This window comes from Pseudomonas petroselini, from assembly GCF_045037875.1.
Taxonomy (GTDB): Bacteria; Pseudomonadota; Gammaproteobacteria; order Pseudomonadales; family Pseudomonadaceae; genus Aquipseudomonas; species Aquipseudomonas petroselini.
This window is the reverse complement of sequence record NZ_CP173614.1, coordinates 365,982-391,339: the sequence shown is the minus strand read 5'-3', so window position 1 is coordinate 391,339 and position 25,358 is coordinate 365,982. Positions and strand designations below refer to the sequence as shown.

At 60.9% G+C, this 25,358-nt stretch carries 25 protein-coding genes and 1 other RNA gene; 11 read left to right on the top strand and 15 right to left on the bottom strand.

Annotated elements, in window-relative coordinates:
• The first annotated feature begins 1 nt into the window (after position 1).
• On the top strand, positions 2-535 hold the full coding sequence (locus ACI512_RS01935; protein WP_236380328.1) for a hypothetical protein: 534 nt from the start codon (positions 2-4) through the stop codon (positions 533-535).
• On the opposite strand, the gene ACI512_RS01930 is transcribed toward ACI512_RS01935, so the two are convergent.
• From ACI512_RS01930 to ACI512_RS01915, 4 genes are read right to left on the bottom strand one after another with little or no spacing between them, the layout of a single operon-like run.
• Positions 522-1,253 carry an amino acid ABC transporter ATP-binding protein gene (locus tag ACI512_RS01930; RefSeq protein WP_015886464.1) on the bottom strand — a complete coding sequence of 244 codons (732 nt, stop codon included), beginning with the start codon at positions 1,251-1,253 and terminating at the stop codon, positions 522-524. The genes ACI512_RS01935 and ACI512_RS01930 overlap by 14 nt on opposite strands.
• Positions 1,240-1,890, bottom strand: coding sequence for an amino acid ABC transporter permease (locus ACI512_RS01925; protein WP_046034889.1), 651 nt, complete (start codon positions 1,888-1,890; stop codon positions 1,240-1,242). The genes ACI512_RS01930 and ACI512_RS01925 overlap by 14 nt, the downstream gene beginning before the upstream one ends.
• On the bottom strand, positions 1,887-2,555 hold the full coding sequence (locus tag ACI512_RS01920) for an amino acid ABC transporter permease (protein WP_010207407.1): 669 nt from the start codon (positions 2,553-2,555) through the stop codon (positions 1,887-1,889). The genes ACI512_RS01925 and ACI512_RS01920 overlap by 4 nt, the downstream gene beginning before the upstream one ends.
• A 14-nt stretch (positions 2,556-2,569) precedes the next feature.
• On the bottom strand, positions 2,570-3,355 hold the full coding sequence (locus tag ACI512_RS01915; RefSeq protein ID WP_015886462.1) for a transporter substrate-binding domain-containing protein: 786 nt from the start codon (positions 3,353-3,355) through the stop codon (positions 2,570-2,572).
• A gap of 255 nt (positions 3,356-3,610) precedes the next feature.
• Between ACI512_RS01915 and ACI512_RS01910 the strand changes: the two genes are divergently transcribed.
• The 6 genes from ACI512_RS01910 (at position 3,611) to ACI512_RS01885 (ending at position 10,881) form a co-directional block, all read left to right on the top strand.
• Positions 3,611-4,306, top strand: coding sequence for a FadR/GntR family transcriptional regulator (locus ACI512_RS01910; RefSeq protein ID WP_015886461.1), 696 nt, complete (start codon positions 3,611-3,613; stop codon positions 4,304-4,306).
• Positions 4,307-4,427: 121 nt separating this feature from the next.
• The gene (gene trxA / locus ACI512_RS01905) at positions 4,428-4,757 is read left to right on the top strand and encodes a thioredoxin TrxA (RefSeq protein ID WP_015886460.1); all 330 of its coding nucleotides are present in this window, start codon (positions 4,428-4,430) and stop codon (positions 4,755-4,757) included.
• A 234-nt stretch (positions 4,758-4,991) separates the two neighbouring features.
• Positions 4,992-6,251, top strand: a complete 1,260-nt coding sequence (gene rho / locus ACI512_RS01900; protein WP_003176825.1) for a transcription termination factor Rho — start codon at positions 4,992-4,994, stop codon at positions 6,249-6,251.
• Positions 6,252-6,407: 156 nt separating this feature from the next.
• Positions 6,408-8,390, top strand: a complete 1,983-nt coding sequence (locus ACI512_RS01895) for an acyltransferase family protein (RefSeq protein ID WP_043206044.1) — start codon at positions 6,408-6,410, stop codon at positions 8,388-8,390.
• 59 nt (positions 8,391-8,449) lie between these two features.
• On the top strand, positions 8,450-9,916 hold the full coding sequence (ubiD, locus tag ACI512_RS01890) for a 4-hydroxy-3-polyprenylbenzoate decarboxylase (RefSeq protein ID WP_003176824.1): 1,467 nt from the start codon (positions 8,450-8,452) through the stop codon (positions 9,914-9,916).
• On the top strand, positions 9,916-10,881 hold the full coding sequence (locus tag ACI512_RS01885; protein ID WP_405121592.1) for a CDP-6-deoxy-delta-3,4-glucoseen reductase: 966 nt from the start codon (positions 9,916-9,918) through the stop codon (positions 10,879-10,881). Before ubiD ends, ACI512_RS01885 begins: the two co-directional genes overlap by 1 nt.
• A 157-nt stretch (positions 10,882-11,038) precedes the next feature.
• Here the strand turns inward: ACI512_RS01885 and ACI512_RS01880 are convergent, their stop codons facing one another.
• On the bottom strand, positions 11,039-11,521 hold the full coding sequence (locus ACI512_RS01880; protein ID WP_064054383.1) for a hypothetical protein: 483 nt from the start codon (positions 11,519-11,521) through the stop codon (positions 11,039-11,041).
• Between the two features lie 325 nt (positions 11,522-11,846).
• Between ACI512_RS01880 and ACI512_RS01875 the strand changes: the two genes are divergently transcribed.
• Together ACI512_RS01875 and ACI512_RS01870 are read left to right on the top strand one after the other, a co-directional pair.
• Positions 11,847-14,234, top strand: coding sequence for a TonB-dependent siderophore receptor (locus ACI512_RS01875; RefSeq protein ID WP_236378184.1), 2,388 nt, complete (start codon positions 11,847-11,849; stop codon positions 14,232-14,234).
• A 27-nt stretch (positions 14,235-14,261) separates the two neighbouring features.
• Complete coding sequence (locus ACI512_RS01870; protein ID WP_015886454.1) at positions 14,262-14,915, top strand: gamma-glutamylcyclotransferase; 654 nt, start codon at positions 14,262-14,264, stop codon at positions 14,913-14,915.
• Here the strand turns inward: ACI512_RS01870 and glpT are convergent.
• Positions 14,912-16,249 carry a glycerol-3-phosphate transporter gene (gene glpT, locus ACI512_RS01865; protein WP_015886453.1) on the bottom strand — a complete coding sequence of 446 codons (1,338 nt, stop codon included), beginning with the start codon at positions 16,247-16,249 and terminating at the stop codon, positions 14,912-14,914. The genes ACI512_RS01870 and glpT overlap by 4 nt on opposite strands.
• Before the next feature lie 295 nt (positions 16,250-16,544).
• The gene (locus ACI512_RS01860; RefSeq protein ID WP_064054381.1) at positions 16,545-17,522 is read right to left on the bottom strand and encodes an NADPH:quinone oxidoreductase family protein; all 978 of its coding nucleotides are present in this window, start codon (positions 17,520-17,522) and stop codon (positions 16,545-16,547) included.
• 150 nt (positions 17,523-17,672) lie between these two features.
• Between ACI512_RS01860 and ACI512_RS01855 the strand changes: the two genes are divergently transcribed.
• On the top strand, positions 17,673-18,080 hold the full coding sequence (locus tag ACI512_RS01855; RefSeq protein WP_015886451.1) for a flagellar basal body-associated protein FliL: 408 nt from the start codon (positions 17,673-17,675) through the stop codon (positions 18,078-18,080).
• A 97-nt stretch (positions 18,081-18,177) separates the two neighbouring features.
• Here the strand turns inward: ACI512_RS01855 and ACI512_RS01850 are convergent, their stop codons facing one another.
• The 4 genes from ACI512_RS01850 to ACI512_RS01835 all read right to left on the bottom strand — a co-directional run bounded on the left by ACI512_RS01850 (position 18,178) and on the right by ACI512_RS01835 (position 23,494).
• Positions 18,178-19,296, bottom strand: coding sequence for an ABC transporter permease (locus ACI512_RS01850; RefSeq protein WP_236378186.1), 1,119 nt, complete (start codon positions 19,294-19,296; stop codon positions 18,178-18,180).
• Positions 19,296-22,013 carry a ribosome-associated ATPase/putative transporter RbbA gene (gene rbbA, locus ACI512_RS01845; protein WP_236378189.1) on the bottom strand — a complete coding sequence of 906 codons (2,718 nt, stop codon included), beginning with the start codon at positions 22,011-22,013 and terminating at the stop codon, positions 19,296-19,298. Before rbbA ends, ACI512_RS01850 begins: the two co-directional genes overlap by 1 nt.
• A complete protein-coding gene (locus ACI512_RS01840) occupies positions 22,010-22,975 on the bottom strand; it encodes an HlyD family secretion protein (RefSeq protein ID WP_236378191.1) in 966 nt (321 codons plus the stop codon). Before ACI512_RS01840 ends, rbbA begins: the two co-directional genes overlap by 4 nt.
• Positions 22,976-23,044: 69 nt before the next feature.
• A complete protein-coding gene (locus ACI512_RS01835; protein WP_015886447.1) occupies positions 23,045-23,494 on the bottom strand; it encodes an EVE domain-containing protein in 450 nt (149 codons plus the stop codon).
• Positions 23,495-23,688: 194 nt separating this feature from the next.
• Between ACI512_RS01835 and ACI512_RS01830 the strand changes: the two genes are divergently transcribed.
• On the top strand, positions 23,689-23,835 hold the full coding sequence (locus ACI512_RS01830; protein ID WP_015886446.1) for a hypothetical protein: 147 nt from the start codon (positions 23,689-23,691) through the stop codon (positions 23,833-23,835).
• A gap of 7 nt (positions 23,836-23,842) precedes the next feature.
• On the opposite strand, the gene ACI512_RS01825 is transcribed toward ACI512_RS01830, so the two are convergent.
• The 4 genes from ACI512_RS01825 to ACI512_RS01810 all read right to left on the bottom strand — a co-directional run bounded on the left by ACI512_RS01825 (position 23,843) and on the right by ACI512_RS01810 (position 25,261).
• Complete coding sequence (locus ACI512_RS01825; RefSeq protein WP_236378193.1) at positions 23,843-24,472, bottom strand: 5-formyltetrahydrofolate cyclo-ligase; 630 nt, start codon at positions 24,470-24,472, stop codon at positions 23,843-23,845.
• A gap of 56 nt (positions 24,473-24,528) precedes the next feature.
• Positions 24,529-24,707, bottom strand: a non-coding RNA gene (gene ssrS, locus ACI512_RS01820) — 6S RNA.
• A 30-nt stretch (positions 24,708-24,737) separates the two neighbouring features.
• Positions 24,738-25,055, bottom strand: coding sequence for a cell division protein ZapA (locus ACI512_RS01815; RefSeq protein WP_010207385.1), 318 nt, complete (start codon positions 25,053-25,055; stop codon positions 24,738-24,740).
• Complete coding sequence (locus ACI512_RS01810; RefSeq protein ID WP_007982902.1) at positions 25,052-25,261, bottom strand: TIGR02449 family protein; 210 nt, start codon at positions 25,259-25,261, stop codon at positions 25,052-25,054. The genes ACI512_RS01815 and ACI512_RS01810 overlap by 4 nt, the downstream gene beginning before the upstream one ends.
• Between the last annotated feature and the right edge of the window lie 97 nt (positions 25,262-25,358).

The following is a 25,358-nucleotide window of genomic DNA, read 5'->3' as shown; positions in this document are numbered from 1 at the left end:
GATGAACGGCCCGCGTGCCGCTGGCGTGTGTCTGGTGGTCGTCGCCCTGCTGGTGAACCAGGCGCGGGCTGAAGACTGCCGGATGACATTGAGCGAGCCCCGGGTCGATTACGGGGTGATTCGTCCCTCGCAAACGTCGTCTGGTCGCTCGACACTGAGACTGGATACGCAGCGTACGCTGCACCTGAGCGTGCTCTGCGCCAACCCGGCGGCAATGGCATTGCGCTTCAGTGGTGCGCCTGCCGATGCCCAGGGTTTTCAGTTTGGCCGGCAAGGAAGCTTCATGTTGAGCCTGAGGCGGGCTCAGGTCGACGGCAGGCCGGTGGCGTGGCAACCCGATGAAACGGCTGATGGGCGGCTGTTACCTGGCCGCACATTGGTGGCGAGCGCAGCCGGTGTGCCAGTGACGGGCCGCCGGTTGACGGCCCAGGTAGAGATTGAGGTTCACTTGCCCGCCGATGCCCTCTCGGTGCGCCGGGAGGTGCTGCTGGAGGGGCATGGTCAATTCGAACTGGTCAGTCCTACTGTTCCGTAGAGCCGATGAAGTTGGCCAGTTCGACCGTTTGCGGGTTGGCGAACAGCTGCTTGGGGTCACCCACTTCATGCACCTTTCCTTGGTGCATGAACACCAGCTTATCGCCGACTTCCCGCGCGAAGCGCATTTCGTGGGTCACCATGATCAGGGTCATGCCGTCCTTGGCCAGTTGGCGCACCACGCTGAGCACTTCGTTGACCAGTTCCGGGTCGAGGGCCGAGGTGATTTCGTCGCACAGCAACACCTTGGGCGACATCGCCAGCGCGCGGGCAATCGCCACGCGTTGTTGCTGGCCGCCGGACAGGCGATCGGGGAAGGCGTCGAATTTCTCGCCCAGCCCCACGCGTTCGAGCATTTGCCTGGCCAATTGGGCGGCCTTGGCCTTGGGCACCTTCTGCACCACTTGTGGCGCAAGCATGACGTTTTCGCCGACAGTCAGGTGCGGGAACAGGTTGAACTGCTGGAACACCATGCCGACTTTCTGCCGCAGGCTGCGCAGGTCGGCGCGGGCGGCGTCCAGGTATTCGCCATCGACTTCGATCACGCCGTCGTTGATGGATTCCAGGCCGTTGAGGGTTCGCAGCAAAGTGGACTTGCCCGAGCCGCTGCGGCCGATGATCGCCACCACCTGGCCTTCTTCAACGGTCAGGTCGATGCCCTTGAGTACGTGGTGATCGCCGTAATACTTATGCAGGGCGGAAATTCTAAGCAGAGGCATGCAGTCTCCTTTCCAGGTAGCGCGCACTGAGGGACAAGGGGTAGCAGAGCAAAAAGTAACCAAGGGCCACCAGGCCGTAGACCATGAAGGGCTCGAAGGTGGCATTGGCGAGCATGCCGCCGGTCTTGGTCAGTTCGGTGAAGCCGATGATCGAAGTCACGGCGGTGCCTTTGACGACTTGCACCGAGAAGCCCACCGTTGGCGCCACGGCAATTCGCAGCGCCTGGGGCAGGATCACGTAGCGCAGTTGCTCCAGTGGGTTAAGCGCCAGGCTGGCCGACGCTTCCCATTGCCCATGGGCGATGGAGTCGACGCAGCCGCGCCAGATTTCGGCCAGGTAGGCGCTGGTAAACAGGGTCAGGGCAATGGCCGCCGCCAGCCAGGGCGAGATATCCACGCCGAGCAGGGCAATGCCGAAAAACACCAGGAACAGCTGCATCAACAGCGGTGTGCCCTGGAACAGTTCGATATAGGTGCGCGCCACGTTGCGCGGGAAGGCTTTGCGGCTGATGCGCATCGTCATCACCAGCAAACCGATCACGCCGCCACCAACAAACGCCACCAGCGACAGCAGGAGTGTCCATTGCAGGCCGGTGGCCAGGTTACGCACGATGTCCCAAAAGGAAAAATCACTCATCGGCTGTTCCTCATCACGAAGCGTCGACCGATCCAATTGAGCAACTGGCGAATCATCAGCGCCATGCACAGGTACACCAAGGTGGTCAGGGCATAGGTTTCGAACGCACGGAAGTTACGCGACTGGATAAAGTTGGCGGCAAAGCTCAGCTCTTCGGTGGCGATCTGGGAACACACCGCCGAACCGAGCATCACGATGATGATCTGGCTGCTCAGCGCTGGCCACACCTTGCCCAGCGCCGGCAGCAGCACCACATGACGGAAGGCTTCGAAACGCGTCATGGCCAGCGCGGCGGCGGCTTCCAGTTGCCCGCGGGGAATGGCTTGGATGCCGGCGCGGATGATCTCGGTGGAGTAGGCCCCCAAGTTGATCACCATCGCCAGCACGGCGGCTTGCCACTCGGTAATTTTCAGCCCCAATGACGGCAGGCCGAAGAAGATGAAGAACAGCTGCACCAAGAACGGTGTGTTGCGAATCAACTCGACATACACACCGAAGCACCAGGCGAAGGGCTGGATCTTCCACGCCCTCACCACCGCTCCGACGGTGCCCAGGGCTACCCCCAGGATCGCACCGATCGCTGTCAGCTCAAGGGTGAACAGTGCGCCGCGCAGCAGCAGGTCGGTATTGGCCAGCACCGGCACAAAGTCGAATTGATAGGCCATGGGTAAGCTCCGCCTTAGAGATCAGCAGGCAATGGTTCTTTGAGCCACTGCATCGCGTTCTTTTCCAGGCTGCCGTCGGCCTTGGCCGCAACCAGGATCTGATTGACCTTCTCCAGCAGCGCGGGCTCGTTCTTGTTCACGCCCACGTACACGGGGGAATCCTTGAGCTTCACCTTCAGCGCCGGCACGCGTTTCGGGTTGCGCTCGCTGATCGCCACCATCACCACGTTACCGCTGGCAATCAGGTCGACCTGGCCGGCCAGGTAGGCGGCGATGGTCGAGTTGTTGTCTTCGAAGCGTTTGATCGTGGCTTCCTTGGGCGCGACGGCGGTCAGCTCGATGTCTTCAATGGCGCCACGGGTCACGCTGATGGTCTTGCCCTTGAGGTCGTCGACGCTGCTGATGGCGGCATCAGGCGGACCGAACACGGCCAGGTAGAACGGCGCGTAGGCCTTGGAGAAGTCGATGACCTTTTCGCGCTCAGGGTTCTTGCCCAGGCTGGAAATCACCAGGTCGACCTTGCCGGTGGTGAGGAACGGAATACGGTTGGTGCTGTTCACCGGGGTCAGCTCCAGCTTGACCTTGAGCTGGTCGGCCAACAGCTTGGCGGTGTCGATGTCGAGGCCGCGAGGCTTCATGTCAGGGCCGACCGAGCCGAACGGCGGGAAGTCCTGGGGGACGGCGACCTTTAGGGTGCCACGGGCAACGATGTCGTCCAGACCATTGGCCTGGGCGGGTGCCTGGCTCAGCATCAGGCTGGCGAACAGGGCAGTAAGCAGGGCGCTGTAGCGCTTGGTCATGGCAACTCTCCGAGAAGGGCGAAGGGATTTTCTGGATTTGCCCAGTGCACAGCCCATGCCAGTACCGCTCAGATCGTCTGTAAGGCTGGTGTTTATTGAGCGGAGGTGGTCTTACTGGTCTGAACAGTTGCCGACCTTTTCGCACCCTTTTCGAGCGCTGGCAGAATCGGGCGAGCGCCTTTGGGGCGTGGCTTGCCGCCTGCCGCGAATAGCTTTACAACTAGCCGCTCAGTTGACTGGAACCTTGAGTTTTTTATGAATTCCATCGCCCAAGCCGTACCGGAAGCGGCCCTGCAGGCCATCCGCAAACTGATCAAGGAGCAAGGCTTCGGGCCGGGCGATGCGTTGCCGTCCCAGCGTGACCTGGCCGTGCAATTGGGCGTGAGCCGGGCGTCGTTGCGCGAGGCGTTGTCGTCACTGAGTGCCTTGGGAGTGGTGAGTGTGCAGCCTGGCAAGGGGGTGTTCGTGCAAGCGCCCGAGGAATCGCCAGGGTTTGCCTGGCCATTCGCGGCGCAGGCCACGCCGCTGGATATCTTCCAGTTGCGCTACGCCCTTGAGGGGTTTGCGGCGGGGCTGGCGGCGGTCACGTTGACGACGGATGAACTGGACCGCCTGGAAGACAACGTCGAAGCGATGCGCAAGGTGCTCAAGGTCGGCGACTTTGAAGCCGCCGCGCGGCTGGACTTTGAATTTCACCAACGCATCCTGCTGGCCAGCGGTAACCAAGCCATGGTGAGTATCCTGAGCGCCAGCGCCGAGGTGTTCCTGGAAAGCCAGAAACTACCGTTCATCCGGCCGGAGCGGGCCATGGAAACCTGGCAGGAGCACCGCAAGATCCTGCGTGCCCTGGCCCGGCGCGCCAGTGCGGCGGCGCAGAAAACCATGCAGGAACACGTGCGCAATGCGGCGTTGCGCACGGGCATCGCCTTCGTGACTCCCGTAACACCGTGAGTTGGGCTATACGCAAACTCATGCGCCACCATAGCAAGACTCAATCAGAGGCGGCTTCCTGAACGGGGGAAGGGCGGCTATGATGGGCCACGTTTTTTTTGCTTACAATCCGGAGACATCCATGAGCAACGATCTTATCAAGCACGTCACCGACGCGACCTTTGAGGCCGAAGTACTCAAGGCTGCTGGCCCGGTGCTGGTTGACTACTGGGCTGAATGGTGCGGCCCTTGCAAAATGATCGCTCCAGTCCTGGACGACATTGCGACCACCTACGAAGGCAAGCTGACCATTGCCAAGCTGAACATCGACGACAACCAGGAAACCCCGGCCAAGCATGGCGTGCGTGGTATTCCTACGCTGATGCTGTTCAAGAACGGCAACGTCGAAGCCACTAAAGTAGGCGCGCTGTCGAAGTCTCAGCTGCAAGCTTTCCTCGACGCGAACATCTAAGCGTCGTCAAAAAAGCCCCGCAAATAGCGGGGCTTTTTCGTGAAACAGGGCTAGACGCTCCCAAACTCAGGTGGTACATTCGGCCCCGCACTGGTTTCTCCACTGCCCCCTGCAAGCCGTCGCCGACGCATTCCTTTTCGATTAGTACGCGATCCTGTCGCCTTCTCTGCGGCGCGGCCTCATTAAGCCAAAAGCTTAATTTCCCCCCTCCATAAATGATTACGTCATTCCTATATGAATCTGACTGAACTCAAGCAAAAGCCGATTACCGACCTGCTCCAACTGGCCGAAGAAATGGGCATAGAAAATATGGCCCGTTCGCGCAAGCAGGACGTGATTTTCTCCCTGCTGAAAAAGCACGCGAAAAGCGGCGAGGAAATCTCCGGTGATGGCGTGCTGGAGATTCTCCAGGACGGCTTCGGCTTCCTCCGCTCTGCAGACGCCTCCTATCTCGCCGGCCCAGACGATATCTACGTCTCGCCGAGCCAGATCCGTCGCTTCAACTTGCGCACCGGCGACACCATTGTTGGCAAGATCCGCCCTCCGAAGGAAGGCGAGCGTTATTTCGCCCTGCTCAAGGTCGACACGATCAACTTCGATCGTCCCGAGAACGCGAAAAACAAGATTCTCTTCGAGAACCTGACGCCGCTGTTCCCGACCGTGCGCATGAAGATGGAAGCCGGTAACGGTTCCACCGAAGACTTGACCGGCCGTGTCATCGACCTGTGTGCCCCGATCGGCAAAGGCCAACGTGGCCTGATCGTCGCACCGCCGAAGGCCGGTAAGACCATCATGCTGCAGAACATTGCAGCGAACATCGCACGTAACAATCCTGAAGTTCACCTGATCGTGCTGTTGATCGATGAGCGTCCGGAAGAGGTGACCGAAATGCAGCGCACCGTGCGCGGCGAAGTGGTTGCCTCCACGTTCGATGAACCGCCAACCCGCCACGTGCAGGTTGCCGAAATGGTGATCGAGAAGGCCAAGCGCCTGGTCGAACACAAGAAGGACGTGGTGATCCTGCTCGACTCCATCACCCGTCTGGCCCGCGCCTATAACACCGTGATCCCGAGCTCCGGCAAGGTATTGACCGGTGGTGTCGATGCCCACGCCCTGGAGAAACCGAAGCGTTTCTTCGGCGCCGCGCGGAACATTGAGGAAGGCGGCTCGCTGACCATTATCGCCACCGCACTGGTTGAAACCGGTTCGAAGATGGACGAAGTGATCTACGAAGAGTTCAAGGGTACCGGCAACATGGAACTGCCCCTGGACCGTCGCATCGCGGAAAAACGCGTGTTCCCGGCGATCAACATCAACCGTTCCGGTACCCGCCGCGAAGAGTTGCTGACCGCCGATGACGAACTGCAGCGTATGTGGATCCTGCGCAAGCTGCTGCACCCGATGGACGAAGTCGCTGCCATCGAGTTCTTGATCGACAAGCTGAAAACCACCAAGACCAACGATGAGTTCTTCTTGTCGATGAAGCGTAAGTAAAACCACGTTTCAGGTCCGAAAAAATGGCGCCCTCAGGGGCGCCATTTTTTTTGTGTCGAAAAGGGGAGGTTTGAGCGCCTCAAGTGTCAGTTAAGAAACAAAAATAGGTGAGTGCGGCTACGCTCATCCCCATTCGTATCTGGCTGACCATTGTTTATGACCGTTCTTGCTTATCGAAGAGACATCGACGGCCTGCGTGCCATTGCTGTCCTGGCTGTCGTGCTGTTCCATTTTGGCGTTCCAGGCGTCACTGGCGGTTTTGTCGGCGTCGATGTGTTTTTTGTGATTTCCGGTTTTCTGATTACCTCGATCATCTGGCGCGAACGTCAGGCCGGGCGTTTCAGTTTCGTGGAGTTCTGGGCGCGCCGTGCCCGGCGTATTCTGCCGGCGTTGTTTGTGATGATGGCGGCGACGCTGGTGGTGGGGTGGTTCCTGCTGGCGCCCAAGGACTACGAAGCGTTGGGGCGCTCGGCGCACTATCAGGCGACCTTCAGCTCCAACCTGCTGTTTGCACGCCAGCACGGTTATTTTGATGCGGCCTCCGACATCAAGCCGTTACTGCATACTTGGTCGTTGGCAGTGGAAGAGCAGTTCTACATTGTCTTTCCGCTGTTGCTGACCCTGCTTTCAAGCCGTTTGAAACACTGGCGGCTGGCGTTGCTGGGTGTGTTGCTGGTGTCTTTCGGCATGAGCGTCTGGGCGGTCACGCATCAGCCGCAAAAAGCGTTCTATCTGCTGCACCTGCGTGCCTGGGAGTTACTCGCCGGGGCGATGCTGGCGGTGATGCCCCTGCGTGACTGGCGCGCCCCACCCGCCCTGGCCCAAGGGGTCAGCCTGGTCTCCCTGGCGTTGATCCTGATTGCCGTGTTCGGTTTCGATCGACACACGCCGTTTCCTGGTGCTGCCGCGTTGCTGCCGGTGCTGGGCGTGGTCGGGTTGATCTGGGCCAACGGGCAGCAACACACCTGGGTCGGGCGCTTGTTGAGCTCTCGGGTGATGGTGGGCGTGGGGCTCATTTCATATTCCTGGTACCTGTGGCACTGGCCGGTGTTCGTGTACGCCAACTATGCGGCGGTGGACGGTTTGAGCCCGTTTGAGTTGGCGGGCCTGATGCTGGTGAGCCTGGTGCTGGGCTATCTGTCCTGGCGATTCGTGGAGGCACCGTTTCGCGAAAAGCGCTTGCTGGCGGGCCGCAAGGCGATCCTGGCGGCGGGTCTCGCCGGGATCCTGTGCCTTGGTTTTACCGGTTTGGCGTTGCGTGAAGCCAAAGGGGTGCCCTGGCGCTTGTCCGAACAGGCGCTGCGTTATGCCCAGGCGAAAACATGGAGCCCGGCGTTGATGGCGTGCATGGCGGACAAAAACACGCCGGATGAACGCCTGTTTTGCCACTTCGGCCCCAAAAACAGCTCGGTGTCGGCGCTGGTCTGGGGTGACAGCCATGCCACCGCATTGATTCCGGCACTCGAGGACGGCGCCAAACGTCACGATATCAGCCTGGTGCAGGCGAGCTTCGCCGGCTGCATGCCGTTGGATGGCCTGGAGAATATTGCCCGTTGCGCGCATTTCAACCAGCGGGTCGAGAAAGCCATGGCCGAACAGCCGTTCAGCGATGTAGTGCTGGTGGCGCGCTGGAGCCTGTACCTCTATGGGCAAATGTCAGGGGACAAAGAGCATGCGCTCAAAGACCCTGCCACCGGCAACTACGTACGCGCCGTGGCTGAAGAGCGCTTCGCCCAGGGCCTGCGCGAGCGCATTAAAGGGCTGCGCGCCGCCGGGCATCGGGTGTGGCTGGTCAAGGAGGTGCCGTTGCAGGAAATCATTGTGCCGTACCGCCTCAGTCGCCTGGCCATGATGCACCGTCCGGTGGACAAGGAAGGGCTGCCCGTGGAGGAACATATGAAACGCCAGGCCTTTATCACTCAGTTGTTTGACGAACTGGCGGCGGCCGACAGCGGCGTGACCGTGTTGGACCCCGCGCCCCTGCTGTGTGGCGCCGATGGCCTGTGCCGGGTCGAGCTCAATGGTCGCGCGTTGTACACCGACGACAACCACCTCTCTGACGTGGGCGCGCGGCACATCGAGGCCTTCCTGGAACCGCTGTTCAGTTCCTTGCAATCACGGCGGCTGACGGCCAATTAAGCTGCCAGCTGCCTTCAGAGCAGGTAGGATGTACGCCTATTTTACGGGTGGCATGGTTAATGAAATTCAAGGATCTTCGGGATTTCGTGCAGCAACTTGAGCAGCGCGGAGAGTTGAAACGTATCCAGATGCCGATTTCCCCGGTGCTGGAAATGACTGAGATTTGCGACCGTACCCTGCGCAACAAGGGCCCGGCGCTGCTGTTCGAGAACCCGACCGGCTTTGATATTCCGGTGCTGGGCAACCTCTTCGGTACCCCCGAGCGCGTGGCTTTTGGCATGGGCGCCGAGTCGGTCAGCGAGCTTCGCGAGATCGGCAAGTTGCTGGCCTTCCTCAAGGAGCCCGAGCCGCCCAAGGGGCTGAAGGATGCCTGGTCGAAGCTGCCGATCTTCCGCAAGATCATTGCCATGGCCCCCAAGGTGGTCAAGGACGCGGTGTGCCAGGAAGTGGTCATCGAAGGCGATGATGTCGATCTCGCCATGCTGCCGGTACAGACCTGCTGGCCCGGCGACGTCGGCCCGCTGATCACCTGGGGCCTGACCGTCACCAAAGGCCCGAACAAGGATCGCCAGAACCTCGGTATCTACCGCCAGCAAGTGATCGGCCGCAACAAGGTGATCATGCGCTGGCTGAGCCACCGTGGCGGTGCCTTGGACTTCCGCGAGTGGTGCGAAAAACACCCTGGCAAACCGTTCCCGGTCTCCGTGGCCCTGGGTGCCGACCCGGCCACCATCCTCGGGGCCGTGACCCCGGTGCCTGACAGCCTGTCCGAATACGCCTTCGCTGGCCTGTTGCGCGGCAACCGTACCGAGCTGGTGAAGTGCCGCGGCAACGACCTGCAAGTGCCGGCGACTGCCGAAATCATCCTCGAAGGCGTGATTCATCCCGGCGAAATGGCGGATGAAGGCCCTTACGGCGACCACACCGGCTACTACAACGAAGTCGACAGCTTCCCGGTGTTCACCGTCGAGCGCATCACCCATCGGATCAAACCGATCTACCACAGCACCTACACCGGCCGTCCGCCGGATGAGCCGGCCATTCTCGGCGTGGCGCTCAACGAAGTGTTCGTGCCGATCCTGCAGAAGCAATTCCCGGAGATCACCGACTTCTACCTGCCGCCGGAAGGCTGCTCGTACCGCATGGCCATCGTGACCATGAAGAAGTCGTATCCCGGTCATGCCAAGCGGGTAATGCTCGGTGTGTGGTCGTTTTTGCGACAGTTCATGTACACCAAGTTCGTTATTGTCACCGACGACGACATCAATGCCCGCGACTGGAACGACGTGATCTGGGCCATCACCACGCGCATGGACCCCAAGCGCGACACGGTGATGATCGACAACACGCCGATCGACTACCTCGACTTCGCGTCGCCCGTGTCTGGCCTGGGGTCGAAGATGGGCCTGGACGCTACCCACAAATGGCCGGGTGAAACCACCCGCGAGTGGGGCAGGGTGATCGTCAAGGATGAAGCTGTCACCGCGCGTGTTGATGCGATCTGGAAAGAATTGGGAATAGATTGATGCGTGTAACCCTGCAACCTTCCGGCGCCGTGCTGGAGCTGGTCCCCGGCGAGCGAATCCTCGAAGGTGCGCGCCGCCTGGGCTACGAATGCCCCCAGGCCTGCCGCAACGGCGTGTGCCATGTGTGCGCGGCGCTGTTGGTGGAAGGCCGCGTGCAGCAAGCCGGTGAGGTGCGTGACCACGGCGAGTTCTACACCTGCATCGCTGAGCCGCTGGAAGACTGCATTGTGTTGTGGGATGGCGTGCTGGCGCCGGGAGAGTTGCCGTTGCGCAAGTTGTCGTGCCAATTGAGTGAATGTGTAGAGGTCGGTGGCGACGTGTGGCGTGTGCGCCTGCGGGCGCCAGCCGGCAAGGCGGTGCGTTACCACGCCGGGCAATACTTGATAATCGAGCGGGAGAATGGCGAGAAGTCGGCGTTTTCCCTGGCGTCGGCGCCCCATGCCGGGCGCGAGCTGGAGCTGCATGTGCTGGCCCGTGAGGACAGCGCGCGTAGCTTGCTGGAGCAACTGCAGCGCAATCAGATGGCCCGTGTGGAGCTGCCGTTCGGCGACACCCATTTGGCCGAGTTGCCGGATGGGCCGCTGGTGTTGATCGCCGCCGGCACCGGCATGGCGCAGATGCACAGCCTGATCGAACATTGTCGCGCGTCCGGCTTCAAGCACCCGGTGCACCTGTACTGGGGCGTGCGTCGCCCGGAAGATTTCTACCAGATAGAACACTGGGACCAGTGGCTGCAACTGCCCAACCTGTTCCTGCACAAAGTCGTCAGTGACTTGTGCGGCTGGGAAGGGCGCTGCGGGTTGCTGCACGAAGCGGTGTGCGAAGACATCACCGACCTCAAGTCGGTGCACGTCTACGCCAGCGGTTCACCGGCGATGATCTACGGCACCCTGGATGCCCTGGTCGAGGCCGGTATGGATGCGCACCAGATGCGTGCCGATGTGTTTGCCTACGCGCCACGCTGAGAGACCTACTGGGAATGCTTTTGTAGTGAGCAGGCTTGCCCTGCGTTGGGCTGCGAAGCAGCCCCAGTAAAGACACCGCGCAGTTTCAGTTAAAGCGAGTCGTCTGGTGTGGGGCTGCTTCGCAGCCCAACGCAGGGCAAGCCTGCTCACCACAGAGTCAAAATCGTACGCCGGTCGTCACCATCGCCGCATTGAACCCCAGTAACACCAACTCCGCCGCCACCGGCCCGTAATGCGTGCCCACGGACGGAATGATCACCGGCGCCACGCCAAAACGATTCAACGGGATCTTGTCGCGGTACTTGCCGCGATAACCTTGGATCGCCCCGCCTGTCAGTTTCAAATACACCGGATAGTCGGCCATGTCATAGCGCTTGCCCGCATAGGCGTAGTACGAGCGTTGGCGGAACGAGTTGCGGAACGTCGCCCCGCCGTACACAAAACCGGATGCTTCGTTGCGCTCCAGGCCGATCAGATCCTGGTTGTTGTTGTGGTCTGGGTCGGGCGCGAAGTGCCGCGTGTAGACGCTGGTCTGTGCATACCAGAAGCCTTTGTCGTCCTCGGTAGCGGATGTTTCGCCCGCCAGTGCGGTGGTGGCCTGGGCCAGCAGCAACAGGCCAGGCAGTCGGAATTTCTTCATGGGTGCGACCTCGGTAGTCGATTATTGGGCGGCTAGGTGGGTCGTGATGTGTGCGTTATTTTGAGGGTTTGGCACGTTCCCAGGCTGAACCGGGGCTGAAAGTAGCGAGATTGGCGCGCTCAATCCTGATGAATGGGCGGGTTTGCTTATGCATTCGCTTATTCTTTAAAGGTATTTAATTTGTTTCATAAATATCATTAGGCTATATATCAACGGACTACCGAACACTCACAACAACCAATCACTGACCGCCACCGCCCGCCAGCCGGATCGATCGTACGAACTCAGAGCACGACGTTCTGGTTTTTGATTCAAGGGGAGCGGTATGGGGAGCTACAAGCAACACGCGCTGTACACGGCGATTTTGTCGGCCAATTTGCTGACCGCTGTGGGTTTCAATCCCGTCTTTGCGGCCGAAACGTCCGCCACCGATACACCCAAGCTCGACACTGTGATCGTCACCGGTACCCGCGCCCAGGAGCGTACGGCCAGTGCTTCGCTGTCACCGATCGATGTGATTTCCGGCGATACCTTGCGCAGCACGGGTTCCGATGAGTTGGGCGCGGTGTTGGCGCGGCTGATTCCGTCGATCAATTTCCCACGCCCAAGCCTGGTGGACGGCGCCGAACTGGTGCGCCCTGCGCAATTGCGCGGCCTGTCGCCGGATCAGGTGCTGGTGCTGGTCAATGGCAAACGTCGCCACACCAGCGCCTTCGTTAACCTGGGTGGGGCGGTGGGCCGTGGCTCTGCACCGGCGGACTTGAACGCGATCCCGCTGTCGGCGGTGGACCATATCGAAGTGCTGCGCGACGGCGCGTCCGCCCGCTATGGCTCCGATGCGATTGCCGGGGTGATCAACGTGATCCTCAAGCACGCCGACCAGGGCGGCTCGATCTCCACCAAGTTCGGCGAGTACAAGAAGGGCGACGGTATCCAGCGTAATGTCAGCGGCAATACCGGCCTGGCGCTGGGCGACAACGGCTTTATCAACCTGTCGGCCGAAGGCGCCGATAACGATTACACCAACCGCGCCGGCAATGATTACCGCCCAGCCAGCATCGGTTCCACCACCTACGGCCAGCGCGTGTTCCGCCAGGGCGAGCCGGCCACCGATGAAGGCAAATTCCAGTTCAACTCGGAATATGCCTTCAACGATGCCGCCGAGTTCTACAGCTTCGGTGGCTACAGCAAACGGCGCGGCGAGACGGCAGCGTTTTACCGGGCGAGCAACGCCTCCAACAACATCGCGGCACTCAACCCCAACGGCTACCTGCCGCTGATCAAGGGCAACCTGGAAGACACCTCGCTGGTGGTGGGCCTGCGTGGGCTATTGGCCTACGACTGGCATTACGACCTGTCGGCCAACTACGGCAAGAACCAGTACGAGCTGGGCACCGAAACCATCAACACGTCCCTGGGCCTGGCCACGCCGCGCAAGTTCAACAACGGCACCCTGAGCAACGATCAGAAGCAGATCAGCCTGGACCTGTCGCGTGAGTTCGACGTGGGCTTCCTGCCTTACCCGGTCTCCGTGGCCTTTGGTGGCGAATACCTGCACCAGGGTTACGAGATCGAAGCGGGTGAGCCGGCGTCCTACTTCCAGACCGGCAGCTCCGGCCTGGGCGGTTTCCGTAATGCCGACGCCGGTACGAGCACGCGGCATAACTGGGCGCAGTACCTGGACCTGGAAACCAATTTCACCGAAAAACTCAGCGCCTCCGCCGCCGTGCGCCATGAGGACTACAGCGACTTCGGTTCCAACGTCAGTGGCTCGCTGTCGGCCCGCTACGACTTCACCCCGCAGGTGGCCTTGCGCGGTAGTATTTCCAATGGTTTCCGCGCGCCGTCCCTGGCCCAGCAGAACTTTGCCTACACCTCATCGCAACTGATCGGCAGTACCGTCCAGGAAGCGGGCACCTTCCCGGCCAACAGCCAGGTGGCTCGCTTGCTCGGCGCCGAAGACCTCAAGGCTGAAAAGTCGCGCAACTACAGCCTCGGCCTGGTGCTGGAGCCTGCCGATGACCTGACCGTGACGCTCGATGTGTACCGTATCGACATCCGCGACCGCATCAGCCTGTCGTCAAACTTGAACCTCAACCCGGCGGCGATTGCCTACCTGCAAGCCAATGGCGTGGGCAACATCAACTACACCAGCGCCCGCTACTTCACCAACGCGACCGACACCAGCACCGACGGTGTCGACCTCGTGGCCAACTATCGCTACCAGTTCGATAACGGTATCCGCTGGAACAGCACCGTGGGCTATAACTACAACCACACCAAAGTCACCGACGTAAAAGCCAACCCGGCGATTCTCGACAGCCTGGGTGTGAACCTGTTGCGCGTGGACCGTCGCGAGCGTATCGGTTTGCTCGGCGATACCACGCCACAACACAAGCTGAGCCTGGGTAACGACTTCACCTTCGGCCGTTGGGCGCTGCACAGCAACCTGGTGCGCTATGGTGAATTCACCAGCTACCAGGCAGACAAGGTCAATGACCAGACCTTCAAGGCGGCCTGGGTGCTGGACCTGTCGGCAGACTACACGCTGAAGAACTGGACCTTCACCCTGGGCGGCGACAACGTCACTGATAAATACCCGGAGAAGGTCAACGCCTTCGCCAGCAGTGGTGGCAATTTGGCCTATAGCACTTTTTCGCCGTACGGTTACAGCGGCGCGTTCTATTACGGTAAAGTTGCCTACAACTGGTAAGAGCACAGGAGACCTAAGCGATTTGCCATGACCGCCATTGAAACCGATCTTTTGCAATTGGCTTACCCTCCGCGACTCGATCTTGGGCCGCAACTCACTCACGAACAATTGATGAGCTCGATGCAAGCCACCATGGCTCGGCATAAGGGTGGGCCGGTCTGGCTGTTTGCGTATGGTTCGCTGATCTGGCGGCCTGAATGCTCGTCGACCGAGCGCGTGCGGGCGCGGGTTCACGGTTATCACCGGGGCCTGTACCTGTGGTCTCACGAGCATCGGGGCACGCCGGAGTTGCCGGGGCTGGTGTTTGGTCTGGACCGTGGAGGCTCTTGCAGTGGGTTCGCTTACCGCTTGCCGGAAGATCAGCTGGAGGCCTCGCTTTACGCCCTGTGGCAGCGCGAGATGCCTTACCCCTCCTATCGGCCGCACTGGCTCAGTTGCCGTCTTGAGGATGGCAGTACCGTGCAGGCGCTCGGGTTTGTATTGGAGCGACACCTGCCCAGCTACGCCGGCAACCTGCCCGACATCGTGCTGAACCATGTGTTGCAAAGCGCTTGCGGGCGTTACGGCACCACTCGCGATTATGTCGAGCAGACCGTCAACGCCCTGCGTAGCCACGCCATGCCAGATAAAAACCTGGAGGCGCGGCTCAAGCGTTGTGCAAAGGATTGCTCAGGCGATTAACGCGCCGAGCTGACGCTGTTGGTGTGCCACAGCGTGGGGATCAGGAAGGCGATCGCCAATACGCACGCGCCAATCAGCAGCACAAAACCACCGTCCCAGCCGAAATGGTCCACGGTGTAGCCCATGGCCGCGCTCGCCGCCACCGAACCGCCCAGGTAACCGAACAGACCGGTGAAACCTGCCGCGGTGCCGGCGGCTTTCTTCGGTGCCAGTTCCAGCGCCTGCAGGCCGATCAACATCACCGGGCCGTAGATCAGGAAGCCGATGGACACCAGCGCGATCATGTCGACCATCGGGTTGCCCGGCGGGTTGAGCCAGTACACCAGGGTCGCCACGGTCACCAGCGCCATGAACACGATACCGGTCAGGCCACGGTTGCCACGGAAGATCTTGTCCGACATCCAGCCGCACAGCAGCGTGCCTGGGATACCCGCCCATTCGTAGAAGAAGTACGCCCAGGATGATTTATCGACCGTGAAGTGCTTGGCTTCCTTGAGGTAGGTCGGTGCCCAATCCAGTACGCCGTAGCGCAGCAGGTAGACGAAGACGTTGGCGAAGGCGATGTACCACAGCATTTTATTGCGCAGCACGTACTTGACGAAAATTTCCTTGGCGCTGAATTCGTCTTCGTGGCTGGCGTCGTAGCCTTCCGGGTAATCGTTCTTGTATTTCTCAATCGGCGGCAGGCCGACCGACTGTGGCGTGTCGCGCATGGTGATGAAGGCAAACGCCGCCACTGCCAAGGCCACCGTCGCCGGTACATAGAACGCTGCATGCCAGTCGTTGAACCAGGCCATGCCCAGCAGGAACAGCGGGCCGATCAGGCCGCCGCCGACGTTATGCGCCACGTTCCACACCGACACCACGCCACCGCGTTCTTTCTGCGACCACCAGTGCACCATGGTGCGTCCGCTCGGCGGCCAGCCCATGCCCTGGGCCCAGCCATTGATGAACAGCAAAATGAACATCATGGTCACGCTGGACGTCGCCCAAGGTGCGAAACCGAAAATGAACATCACCCCTGCTGAAACCAGCAGGCCGAAGGGCAGGAAATAGCGCGGGTTGGAGCGGTCGGACACCAGGCCCATGAGGAATTTGGACAGGCCGTAGGCAATCGCGATGGCGGACATCGCCAGGCCCAGTTCGCCACGGGTGTAACCCTCGTCGATCAGGTACGGCATGGCGAGGGAGAAGTTTTTGCGCAGCAGGTAGTACCCGGCGTAACCGAAGAAAATACCGGCGAAGATCTGCCAGCGCAGGCGTCGGTAGGTACTGTCTATTTTTTCTTCAGGCAGGGGCGCCTGATGTGCGGCAGGACGAAAGAAAGCAAACATTCAAGGGCTCCAGATTTCTTGTTTTGACTGCGGATGCGAATGTTACAGTTTCGTTACCGAAAATAGCATCGCCTCTTGGTGGCAAACACAGGAAATGAGCGCAATTGCATGTTCTCTTATGAACATGTCGCTAATAGATAAGTGTGGGTCGTGGTTGAGTTCTTCAGGATGATGGAGACCCAAATGTGGGAGGGGGCTTGCGCCCGATAGCGGTGGCTCAGTCGACAGATTCAGTGACTGACACCCTGCAATCGGGAGCAAGCCCCCTTCCACCTGTGAGCGCATTTCACATCGCTCAGCGCGTTTGGACCACGACCTTGCCCACCGCCTTGCGCTGCCCCAGGTCATTGATCGCCTGGGCGGCTTGTTCCAGCGGATACACCTGCGACACCAACGGCTTCAACTTGCCCTCGGCGTACCAGCCGAACAATTGCTGGAAATTCGCCGCATTGTCCTGCGGCTGCCGCTGGGCAAATGAACCCCAGAACACCCCCACCACCGCCGCCCCCTTGAGCAGCGCCAGGTTCACCGGCAGCTCCGGGATGCGCCCGCTGGCGAAACCCACCACCAGCAAGCGGCCGTTCCAGGCGATGGCGCGGATGGCTTGGTCAAACAGGTCGCCTCCCACCGGGTCGTAGATCACATCGGCACCGTTGCCGTCGGTCAGGCGCTTGATCTCGTCTTTCAGGCTGGTTTCGCTGTAGTTGACCAGCTCATCGGCGCCGGCGGCCTTCGCCACCGCCAGTTTGTCGGCGCTGCTGGCGGCAGCGATCACCCGTGCGCCCATGGCCTTGCCGATTTCCACGGCGGCCAGGCCCACGCCTCCGGAGGCGCCCAGGACCAACAGGGTTTCGCCGGGTTGCAGGTTGGCCCGTTGTTTCAGCGCGTGCATGGACGTGCCGTAGGTCATGCTGAACGCGGCGGCCGTGTTGAAGTCCATGCTCGGCGGGATCGGCAGCACGTTATAGCCCGGCACCGCGACCTGTTCGGCAAAGCTGCCCCAGCCGGTCAGCGCCATGACCCGGTCACCGACTTTGAGGTGGCTGACTTTTTCGCCCACTTCACTGACCACGCCCGCCGCTTCGCCACCCGGCGAGAACGGGAAGGGCGGCTTGAACTGGTACTTGCCCTCGATAATCAGGGTGTCCGGGAAGTTGACCCCGGCGGCATGCACGTCCAGCAGGATTTCGTTCTTCTTGATCGCCGGGCTGGCGATCTCTTCCAGCACCAGGGTTTCGGCGGGGCCGAAGGCTTTGCACAGCACAGCTTTCATCGGACTATTCCTTTTGGCGTCGTGGCCGATAAGTGTAGGAGGGTATGCCCCTGGGTCAACGAGCATGCCCGGGCCTGATAAGTCGCCATAAGCTTGTGCTCTGCCTTGCTAGCGTTATGCTACCCGGCAACCGAATGTGAGGAATGAACTGTGAAAGCGTGGATCCTATTGATGCTGGCCCTGACCTTGCCGATGGCAGCCCAGGCCGAAGAGGCCAAAGAAGGCGAGGCGCCGAAAGTCAGCTATATCAGCCTGAGCCCGCCGTTCGTGGGTAACTATGGCCTGGATGGCACGGCGAAGCTCAAGGTGTTCAAGGCCGACATCGCCCTGCGCGTGACCGGCACCGAGGCGGCAGCACTGGTCAAAGCCAACGATCCATTGATCCGCAACCAGCTGGTGGCACTGTTCACCCAGCAGACCAACGAGGCCATGAGCACCGTTGAAGGCAAGGAAAAGCTGCGCCAGGAAGCGTTGAAGCAAACCCAGCAAGTGATGAACGACGAGACGGGCAAGCCGGTGGTGGAAGACCTGTTGTTCAACAACTTGATCATCCAATAAGTCGCTACGCGACTATCGGGGGCAAGCCCCCTCCCACAGTTGGAATGCGATCAAATGTGGGAGGGGGCTTGCCCCCGATGACGGCGGTACAGACGCCTCAGGACGCCAGGCTCTTCCTGAACCGCGCCAACGCCACCGCAAAAAACACCAACCCAATCCCCGCCAGCGCCAGCAAGTCCGGCCACACCACGCTCACTCCCGCATCCCGAAACAGAATCGCCGCGCTCAGACTCACAAAATGCGTAGACGGCGAGCCCTGCATTATCCACTGCAGCCACTCGGGCATGCTGTCCAGCGGCGTGCTGCCGCCTGAGAGCAGCAGCATTGGGATGATCACCGGGATTGCCAGCAAGCCGAACTGCGGCGTCGAGCGGGCGAGGGTGGCGAGGAAGATGCCCAGCGCGGTGCTGGCAAACAGGTACAGCGCCGTCACGAACAGAAACAAGCTCAGCGACCCGGCCAGCGGTAAGCCGAGCAGGCCTTTGACCACCACTTCCAGCGACAGCCAGGTGCACAGCACCACCACGAGCATGTTGCTCCAGATTTTCGCCAGCATGATTTCCAGCGCCGTCAGTGGCAGTACCAGCAGGTGGTCGAGGGTGCCGTGCTCGCGTTCGCGCAGCAGCGCCGTGCCGGTCAGCACGATAGCCAGGATGGTGATGTTGTTGACGATCTGGATCACCGCCAGGAACCAGCCACCTTCCAAGTTGGTGTTGAACAGGGCGCGGGTGGTCAGCAAGGCGGGCGCCTGGCCGGCGGCATCGGCTTGTCCGCTGTTGCTCAGCAGTTCGCGTTGAAATATCCGCCCAATGTAGCCCGCGCCCATGAACGCCTGGCTCATCGCCGTGGCATCCACATTCACCTGCACGCCCGGCTGGCGCCCTGCCAACAGGTCGGCCTGGAAGTTCGCTGGCACATTGATCACGAAGGTGTATTCGCCGCTGTCCATGACCTTGTCCAACTGGTCATAGGGTAACGGCACAGGCGCTTGGAACTCGGGCGGCTGCAACGCCTCGGCCATTTGGCGTGAGAGTGAGCTGTGGTCTTCGTCCACAAACGCCACGCTGGCGTTGTGCACGCCGATCACCGAGCCGGCGGCGGGCATATAGATGGCGACGGTGAAGGCGTAGAACAGAAACAGCAACAACACGCTGTCGTGTCGCAGGCTGGTCAGCTCCTTGATCCCCAGCCGCAGGATGTGTGCGAACGTGTGCATCAGGCCTCCTGCTTCTTGAGCATGATCAGGCTCAGCCCGGTAAACCCGACGAAAAACCCGAACAGCGCCAGGCATTGCGGCCACAACTGGCGCAGGTCCAGGGCCTTGGTGAACGTGCCCACGGCGATATCCAGAAAGTGCCCGGCCGGAAACAGCATGCCCATCAATGCCGCCGCTCCTTCCAGTGACGAGCGTGGCACGATCAGCCCGGAGAACTGGATCGTCGGCAGGCTGGTGATGATCATCGTGCCCAGGATCGCCGCGATCTGCGTACGGGTGAACGCCGAAATCAGCAGGCCCATGCTGGTGGTCGCCAGCACGTACAGCAACCCGCCAAACGCCAGTGTCAGGCCGCTACCCTTGAACGGTACGCCGAACAACCAGCGGTTCATCGCCACCAATACCGCCAGGTTGACCAGGCTGACGGCCAGGTAGGGCGCCTGTTTGCCAAGCAGGAACTCCAGGCGGGTCAGCGGCGTGGCGTAGAAGTTGGTGATCGAGCCCAGCTCCTTCTCGCGCACGATGCCGAGGGCGGTGAGCATCGCCGGGATAAACGCCAGGATCAGCGCCATCACTCCGGGGCCGATGGCGTTCACGCTGACCACGTCCTGGTTATAGCGAAAGCGCGTCTCCAGCTTGGCGGCGGTCAGGTCGTTGCGGGGCAGGCTGCTCAGTTCGGCCAGTTGCGCAAGGTTGCCCTGGTGTACGGCCTCGACGTAGTTGCGGCTGGTTTCCGCGCGAAACGGCATGCCGCCATCGAGCCACGCGGCCACTGTGGGCTGGCGACCGGCGTACAGGTCGCGGCCAAAACCGGGCGGAATCTCCAGGGCGAGTTTGATTTCCGAACGTTGCAGGCGTCGGTGCAGTTCAGTCGAATCCTGAATCGGCGACTGCTCGGCGAAATAGCGTGAGCTACGAAAGGCTTCCAGGTAGGCGCGGCTTTGCGGCGTCTGGTCCTGGTCGTAGACGGCGAACGCGAGGTTTTCCACGTCCAGGGAAATGCCATAGCCGAAGATCACCATCATGAACATCGCTCCCAGCAGCGCGAAGGCCATGCGCACTTTGTCGCGCAGCAGTTCCTTGCCTTCGCGGCTGGCCACGGCCAACAGGCGAGCCAGGCTGAATCCACGCTTGCTCACGGGCGGTGTGCTGGTCGCGCTGACGGTTGCGGTGGCTGCAGCGGGCTCGGCTTCGCCCTGGGCCTGTTCCAGGCAGGTGACGAACGCGGCTTCCAGCGTGTCACCGTGAAATTGCCGTCGCAGCGCATCCGGTGTATCGCAGGCCAGCACCTTGCCCGCATGCATCAGGGAGATGCGATCGCAGCGCTGGGCTTCGTTCATGAAGTGGGTGGACAGGAAGATGGTCACGCCTTGTTCGCGGGATAGCTCGATCAGCAGCCGCCAGAAATCATCCCGCGCAGCCGGGTCGACGCCCGAGGTGGGCTCATCGAGGATCAGCACTTCCGGGCGATGCAATACGGCCACCGCCAATGACAGTCGCTGACGCAGGCCGAGAGGCAGTTCACCGGACGGTTGCTCGGCGACGTCAATGAGATCGAAGCGTTGGATCAGCTCGTCAATGCGCGGACCGCTATCAGCCGTGGGTAAGTCGAACAATTGCGCATGCAGCACCAGGTTCTGGCTCACGCTGAGCTCGCCATACAGCGAGAAGCTTTGCGACATGAACCCCACGCGCTTGCGGGTGGCCAGGTCCTTGGCATTGACCGGGTTGCCCAGCAGCGTCGCACTGCCCTCAGTGGCTGGCATCAGCCCGGTGAGGACTTTCATGGTGGTGGTCTTGCCGCAGCCGTTGGAGCCGAGGAACCCGAATATTTCACCTCGGCCGATGGCGAAGCTGACGTTGTTGACCGCAGTGAAATCGCCGAAGCGCAGGGTCAGGTCGTGGGCTTCGATGGCGATGTCGGTGTTGTCGCTTTCGCGCGGCGGAATTACCAGCGGTTGGTTGTCGTGGGCGCTGTCACCCTGGAAGTGGGTGAACGCCTCGTCCAATTTGCCGCTGGATGTTGCGCCAGCCAATTCACTGCTCAGGCCGTCGGCGATCAACTTGCCGCGATCAAGCATCAGGCAATGCTCGAACTGCTCGGCTTCCTCCATGTATGCCGTGGCCACCAGCAGCGTCAGTTGTGGCCGCTCGCTGCGTACACTGTCGACCAATTCCCAGAAGCGTCGACGTGACAACGGATCGACGCCAGTGGTGGGCTCGTCGAGGATCAACAGGTCGGGGTCGTGGATCAGCGCGCAACACAGGCCAAGCTTCTGCTTCATACCGCCAGACAGCTTGCCGGCCGGACGGTCGGCGAAGCGTGCGAGGTCGGTGGCCAGCAGCAGGTTGTGCATGCGCTGGTCGCAATCGGCTTTCGACAGGCCGAACAACGTGGCGAAGAATCGGATGTTTTCGCGGATGGACAGCTCGGGGTACAGGTTGCCGCCCAAACCCTGGGGCATAAAGGCAATGCGTGGGTACAGGCTGTTGCGGTGACGGCGGTCTTCGATGGCGCCGCCCAGCACGTTCAACTGGCCATCCTGAAGCTTTTTAACCCCGGCGATCAAACCCAGCAGGCTCGACTTGCCCGCGCCATCCGGACCGATCAACCCGCAGCGCGTACCGGCCGGCAAGCTGAACGTGATGTCGACCAGTGCCTGCTGCTTGCCGTAGCGATGGTTGATCCCCGTGGCCTGCAGCGCCAGGGTGGTCATTGCAGGTTGGCCGGCCAGTCAGTGTCAGCCGTGCGCACATAACCTGCGCCGGGCATGCCCGGTTTGGCTTGGGGCACGGCGCTGGGCTGGGTGAGGCGCAGTTTGACGCGGAAGACCAGTTTTTGGCGCTCGTCGCGGGTTTCCACTTCCTTGGGGGTGAACTGGGATTTGGCGGCGACAAAACTGATCTTGGCCGGTAGTGGCTGGCCGGGCAGGGCGTCGAGCAGGATACGCGCGTCGCTGCCGACGGTCAGGCGACCGGTGACGGACGCGGGCAGGTAGAGGTTCATGTATTGATCATTGGGATCAATCAACAGCAGTACGCGCCCACCCGCGCCCAGCACCTCACCTGGCTCGGCCAGGCGCAATTGGATAATGCCGTCGATGGGCGCGCGCAGGCTGCTGTCGTCGATTTCGCTGGTAAGTTGAGCCACCTGGGCCTGGGCGGCTCCGATGGCGGCCTTTCCCGAGTTGACCTGCGCTTGGGCGGCAATCACTGCCGCATTGTCGGTGTTTTGCCGCGCTTGCTGCTGGTCGATCAGCTGGCTGCTGGCGAAGCCGCGCTTGTACAGCTCTTGGGTGCGCTTGAGTTCCTGGTTGGCCAGCAGTTGCTCGCTCTGGCGCAGTTGCACATTGGCTTCGGCGGCGGCGACGTTTTCCTTGGCGCGCAGTACTTCGGCTTCGGCTTGGGCGCGCTGGGCTTCGAGGGTGCGCGTGTCCATGCGTGCAAGCAATTGGCCCTTGAGCACCTTGTCGCCCTCGTCAACCCGCACTTCGGCCAGGCGTCCGGGGATCTTGGCGGCGATCTGCACTTCGGTGGATTCCAGGCGGCCATTGCCCATGCCGATGCCTTCCGGCAGGCGGTCCTGGGTGGAGCGCCAGTAACCAAAGCCACCGGCACCCAACAACAAAGCGATGAGTGCGACGGCGAAAAGACGGGAGGTATGGTGATTCGTCGACATGGCTGCTTCCTGCGGCATTAGCGTCCTAGTTTGAGCGGTTTGCCCCGGCGGGGCGTTGATACCCGTCAGTTAAAGCAAGTTGATTACGGCGGCCCATTGCTCGGGCGTGACGGCCATCACCGACAGCCGGCTGCCTTTTTGCACCAGGGGCAGTTCGGCAAGGGCGGTTTGCTGCTTCAGGTAACCGAGGCCGAGCACTTTGGGAAACGTCTGGACGTGGGCCACGTTGATCGCACTCCACGGGTTTTTCTCCGGGGTGGCCTTCGCGTCGAAGTAGTGGCTTTGCGGCTCCAATGCAGTAGGGTCCGGATAGGCCGCCTCGACGATCTTGCCGATACCGGCAATACCCGGTTCCGGGCAACTGGAGTGATAAAAGAAAAATTCGTCACCCACCGCCATGGCGCGCAGGAAGTTGCGGGCCTGGTAGTTACGCACCCCGTCCCAGCGTGCTTCACCGAGCTTTTCCAGACCGTTGATGGAGAGTTCGTCGGGCTCGGATTTCATCAGCCAATAGGCCATTTTTGGGCTCCTGAAAAAGGCATTGGGCAAGTTGTCAGGCAATTTGATGACAAACCGACAGTCGGTTGGCGTCAAGGTTTGCGTGTTGGTTCACGTTACCGCAAAATGCCGGCCTTTAAGCTTGACGCAGCTGCAACGGACTACTTTGGAACGTTGTTGTCATCGTGTACGAGGTGCCTGAAGGGGGGCAATCGATGCAACGTAAACCGGATTTACTATGGATTTTGGTGATTTTGTTTGGTCTGGGCGTCGTGACCACCGGGTATGCGCAAAGCTTGTGGTCGAACAAGACCGATGCGCCGGTTGAACTGTCACCCGTGCAGCAGCAATTCAAGCGTTAACACGGCTTCAAGGCGCCGCTGATTCCAGTGGCGTCTCTGCGATATACCACTGCTTATCCGTGACGGTGCCAGCCAGCGGCACATCCCAACTCGCCTGCACCAAACGCTCGACCTTCTGACATTCATGGGCCAGGCCCAGCAGCGTCGGTTTGCGCCAGCTTTGGCGGCGCGCCAGGTATGCCAGGCTGCGATCGTAAAACCCGCCGCCCATGCCCAGGCGTCCCCCCGCATCATCAAACCCCACCAACGGCAGCAGCACCAAGTCCAGCGCCCAGACCTTGCGTTGGCGGCTGATATTCACCCGTGGCTCCAGGATGCGAAAGCGATTGGGCAGCAGCTTTTCCCCAGGCCTTACCCGTTGGAACACCATCTTGGTCCGTGGCCAGGCGCTGAGCACCGGCAGGTAGGTGGCCTTGCCACGACGCTGGGCGGCGCGCAGCAGCAGGCGCGGATCGATTTCACCGTCCGTCGGTAAATACAAAGAGATATGTTTGGCGCGGCGAAACAGCGGGTGCTGTGCCAGTTGCCGATACAGGCCGTGGGCGGCCTTGCGCTGCTCGCTCGGCGTGAGGGCGCGGCGGGCATTGCGCAACATGCGTCGAAGTTGCGGACGGGAAAGCGGCGCAGGTTCGGTCATGGTTTCGGCTCATAAAACAATGCCAGTCCGAGGACTGGCATTGAGTTTGGGAATTCAGGCTCCCCGACAGAGCCGCTGTCGACTTAGCCCTTGAACCCGAAAGTTCAAGGTGGAAGATGCAGTAGGCTTTAAGGCTTTCCGTCTAGCGGACATGCACACCAGCCCAACGTGCAACTTCCAGGGTAGTGCGAATCGGCTCAGGGACATCGCCGACTGGCAAACACGCCAGGGAGTGGGGCGAGTATACCCCAAACAGTCGCGGCAATCAGCCCTTGGGTGCGTCTGAGTCGCTGGAAAGCACCAGATCCACGCGTTCCAGCAGGTCACGCACCTGCTCACGGGTGGAGCCGCTGGCCTGCACGTCAGGGCGTTCCTGCTTATGCAGCAAATCGTGGGTGATGTTCAGTGCGGCCATCACGGCGATGCGGTCGGCGCCGATGACTTTGCCGCTGCTGCGGATTTCACGCATCTTGCCATCCAGGTAGCGGGCGGCGCTCACCAGGTTGCTGCGCTCTTCCTGGGGGCAGATGATCGAATATTCTTTATCGAGGATCTGCACGGTGACGCTATTGCTTGAACTCATGAGTCTTGCTCCAGGGCCTTCAGGCGCGAAATCATCGATTCGACCTTACGCCGGGCGATTTCGTTTTTTTCAATGAGGTGAGCGCGTTCCTCGCGCCAGGTCTTTTCCTGAGCTAATAGGAGTCCGTTTTGACTCTTAAGTTGCTCGACCCGAGTAATTAGCAATTCGAGTCTGGCCATCAGCGCTTGCAGGTCGGTGTCTTCCATTGGGTTCCACTGGATTTGTCTGATGAATGGCAACTGCAGGATAAACGATCTGACGCCCTTGATAGTCTTGGTACGTCTGCCGGTGCTAGGATACAGC

Bases quoted from the DNA above. Each gene is read 5' to 3' on its own strand.
- ACI512_RS01870 (WP_015886454.1), top strand. From the start codon at position 14,262: ATGACCGCCATTGAAACCGATCTTTTGCAATTGGCTTACCCTCCGCGA.
- ACI512_RS01885 (WP_405121592.1), top strand. From the start codon at position 9,916: ATGCGTGTAACCCTGCAACCTTCCGGCGCCGTGCTGGAGCTGGTCCCC.
- ACI512_RS01850 (WP_236378186.1), bottom strand. From the start codon at position 19,296: ATGCACACGTTCGCACACATCCTGCGGCTGGGGATCAAGGAGCTGACC.
- ACI512_RS01835 (WP_015886447.1), bottom strand. From the start codon at position 23,494: ATGGCCTATTGGCTGATGAAATCCGAGCCCGACGAACTCTCCATCAAC.
- ubiD (WP_003176824.1), top strand. From the start codon at position 8,450: ATGAAATTCAAGGATCTTCGGGATTTCGTGCAGCAACTTGAGCAGCGC.
- ACI512_RS01925 (WP_046034889.1), bottom strand. From the start codon at position 1,890: ATGAGTGATTTTTCCTTTTGGGACATCGTGCGTAACCTGGCCACCGGC.
- ACI512_RS01910 (WP_015886461.1), top strand. From the start codon at position 3,611: ATGAATTCCATCGCCCAAGCCGTACCGGAAGCGGCCCTGCAGGCCATC.
- ACI512_RS01810 (WP_007982902.1), bottom strand. From the start codon at position 25,261: ATGGAAGACACCGACCTGCAAGCGCTGATGGCCAGACTCGAATTGCTA.
- ACI512_RS01840 (WP_236378191.1), bottom strand. From the start codon at position 22,975: ATGTCGACGAATCACCATACCTCCCGTCTTTTCGCCGTCGCACTCATC.
- trxA (WP_015886460.1), top strand. From the start codon at position 4,428: ATGAGCAACGATCTTATCAAGCACGTCACCGACGCGACCTTTGAGGCC.
- glpT (WP_015886453.1), bottom strand. From the start codon at position 16,249: ATGTTTGCTTTCTTTCGTCCTGCCGCACATCAGGCGCCCCTGCCTGAA.
- ACI512_RS01915 (WP_015886462.1), bottom strand. From the start codon at position 3,355: ATGACCAAGCGCTACAGCGCCCTGCTTACTGCCCTGTTCGCCAGCCTG.
- ACI512_RS01895 (WP_043206044.1), top strand. From the start codon at position 6,408: ATGACCGTTCTTGCTTATCGAAGAGACATCGACGGCCTGCGTGCCATT.
- ACI512_RS01825 (WP_236378193.1), bottom strand. From the start codon at position 24,472: ATGACCGAACCTGCGCCGCTTTCCCGTCCGCAACTTCGACGCATGTTG.
- ACI512_RS01880 (WP_064054383.1), bottom strand. From the start codon at position 11,521: ATGAAGAAATTCCGACTGCCTGGCCTGTTGCTGCTGGCCCAGGCCACC.
- ACI512_RS01935 (WP_236380328.1), top strand. From the start codon at position 2: ATGAACGGCCCGCGTGCCGCTGGCGTGTGTCTGGTGGTCGTCGCCCTG.
- ACI512_RS01920 (WP_010207407.1), bottom strand. From the start codon at position 2,555: ATGGCCTATCAATTCGACTTTGTGCCGGTGCTGGCCAATACCGACCTG.
- ACI512_RS01815 (WP_010207385.1), bottom strand. From the start codon at position 25,055: ATGAGTTCAAGCAATAGCGTCACCGTGCAGATCCTCGATAAAGAATAT.
- rho (WP_003176825.1), top strand. From the start codon at position 4,992: ATGAATCTGACTGAACTCAAGCAAAAGCCGATTACCGACCTGCTCCAA.
- rbbA (WP_236378189.1), bottom strand. From the start codon at position 22,013: ATGACCACCCTGGCGCTGCAGGCCACGGGGATCAACCATCGCTACGGC.
- ACI512_RS01860 (WP_064054381.1), bottom strand. From the start codon at position 17,522: ATGAAAGCTGTGCTGTGCAAAGCCTTCGGCCCCGCCGAAACCCTGGTG.
- ACI512_RS01875 (WP_236378184.1), top strand. From the start codon at position 11,847: ATGGGGAGCTACAAGCAACACGCGCTGTACACGGCGATTTTGTCGGCC.
- ACI512_RS01930 (WP_015886464.1), bottom strand. From the start codon at position 1,253: ATGCCTCTGCTTAGAATTTCCGCCCTGCATAAGTATTACGGCGATCAC.
- ACI512_RS01830 (WP_015886446.1), top strand. From the start codon at position 23,689: ATGCAACGTAAACCGGATTTACTATGGATTTTGGTGATTTTGTTTGGT.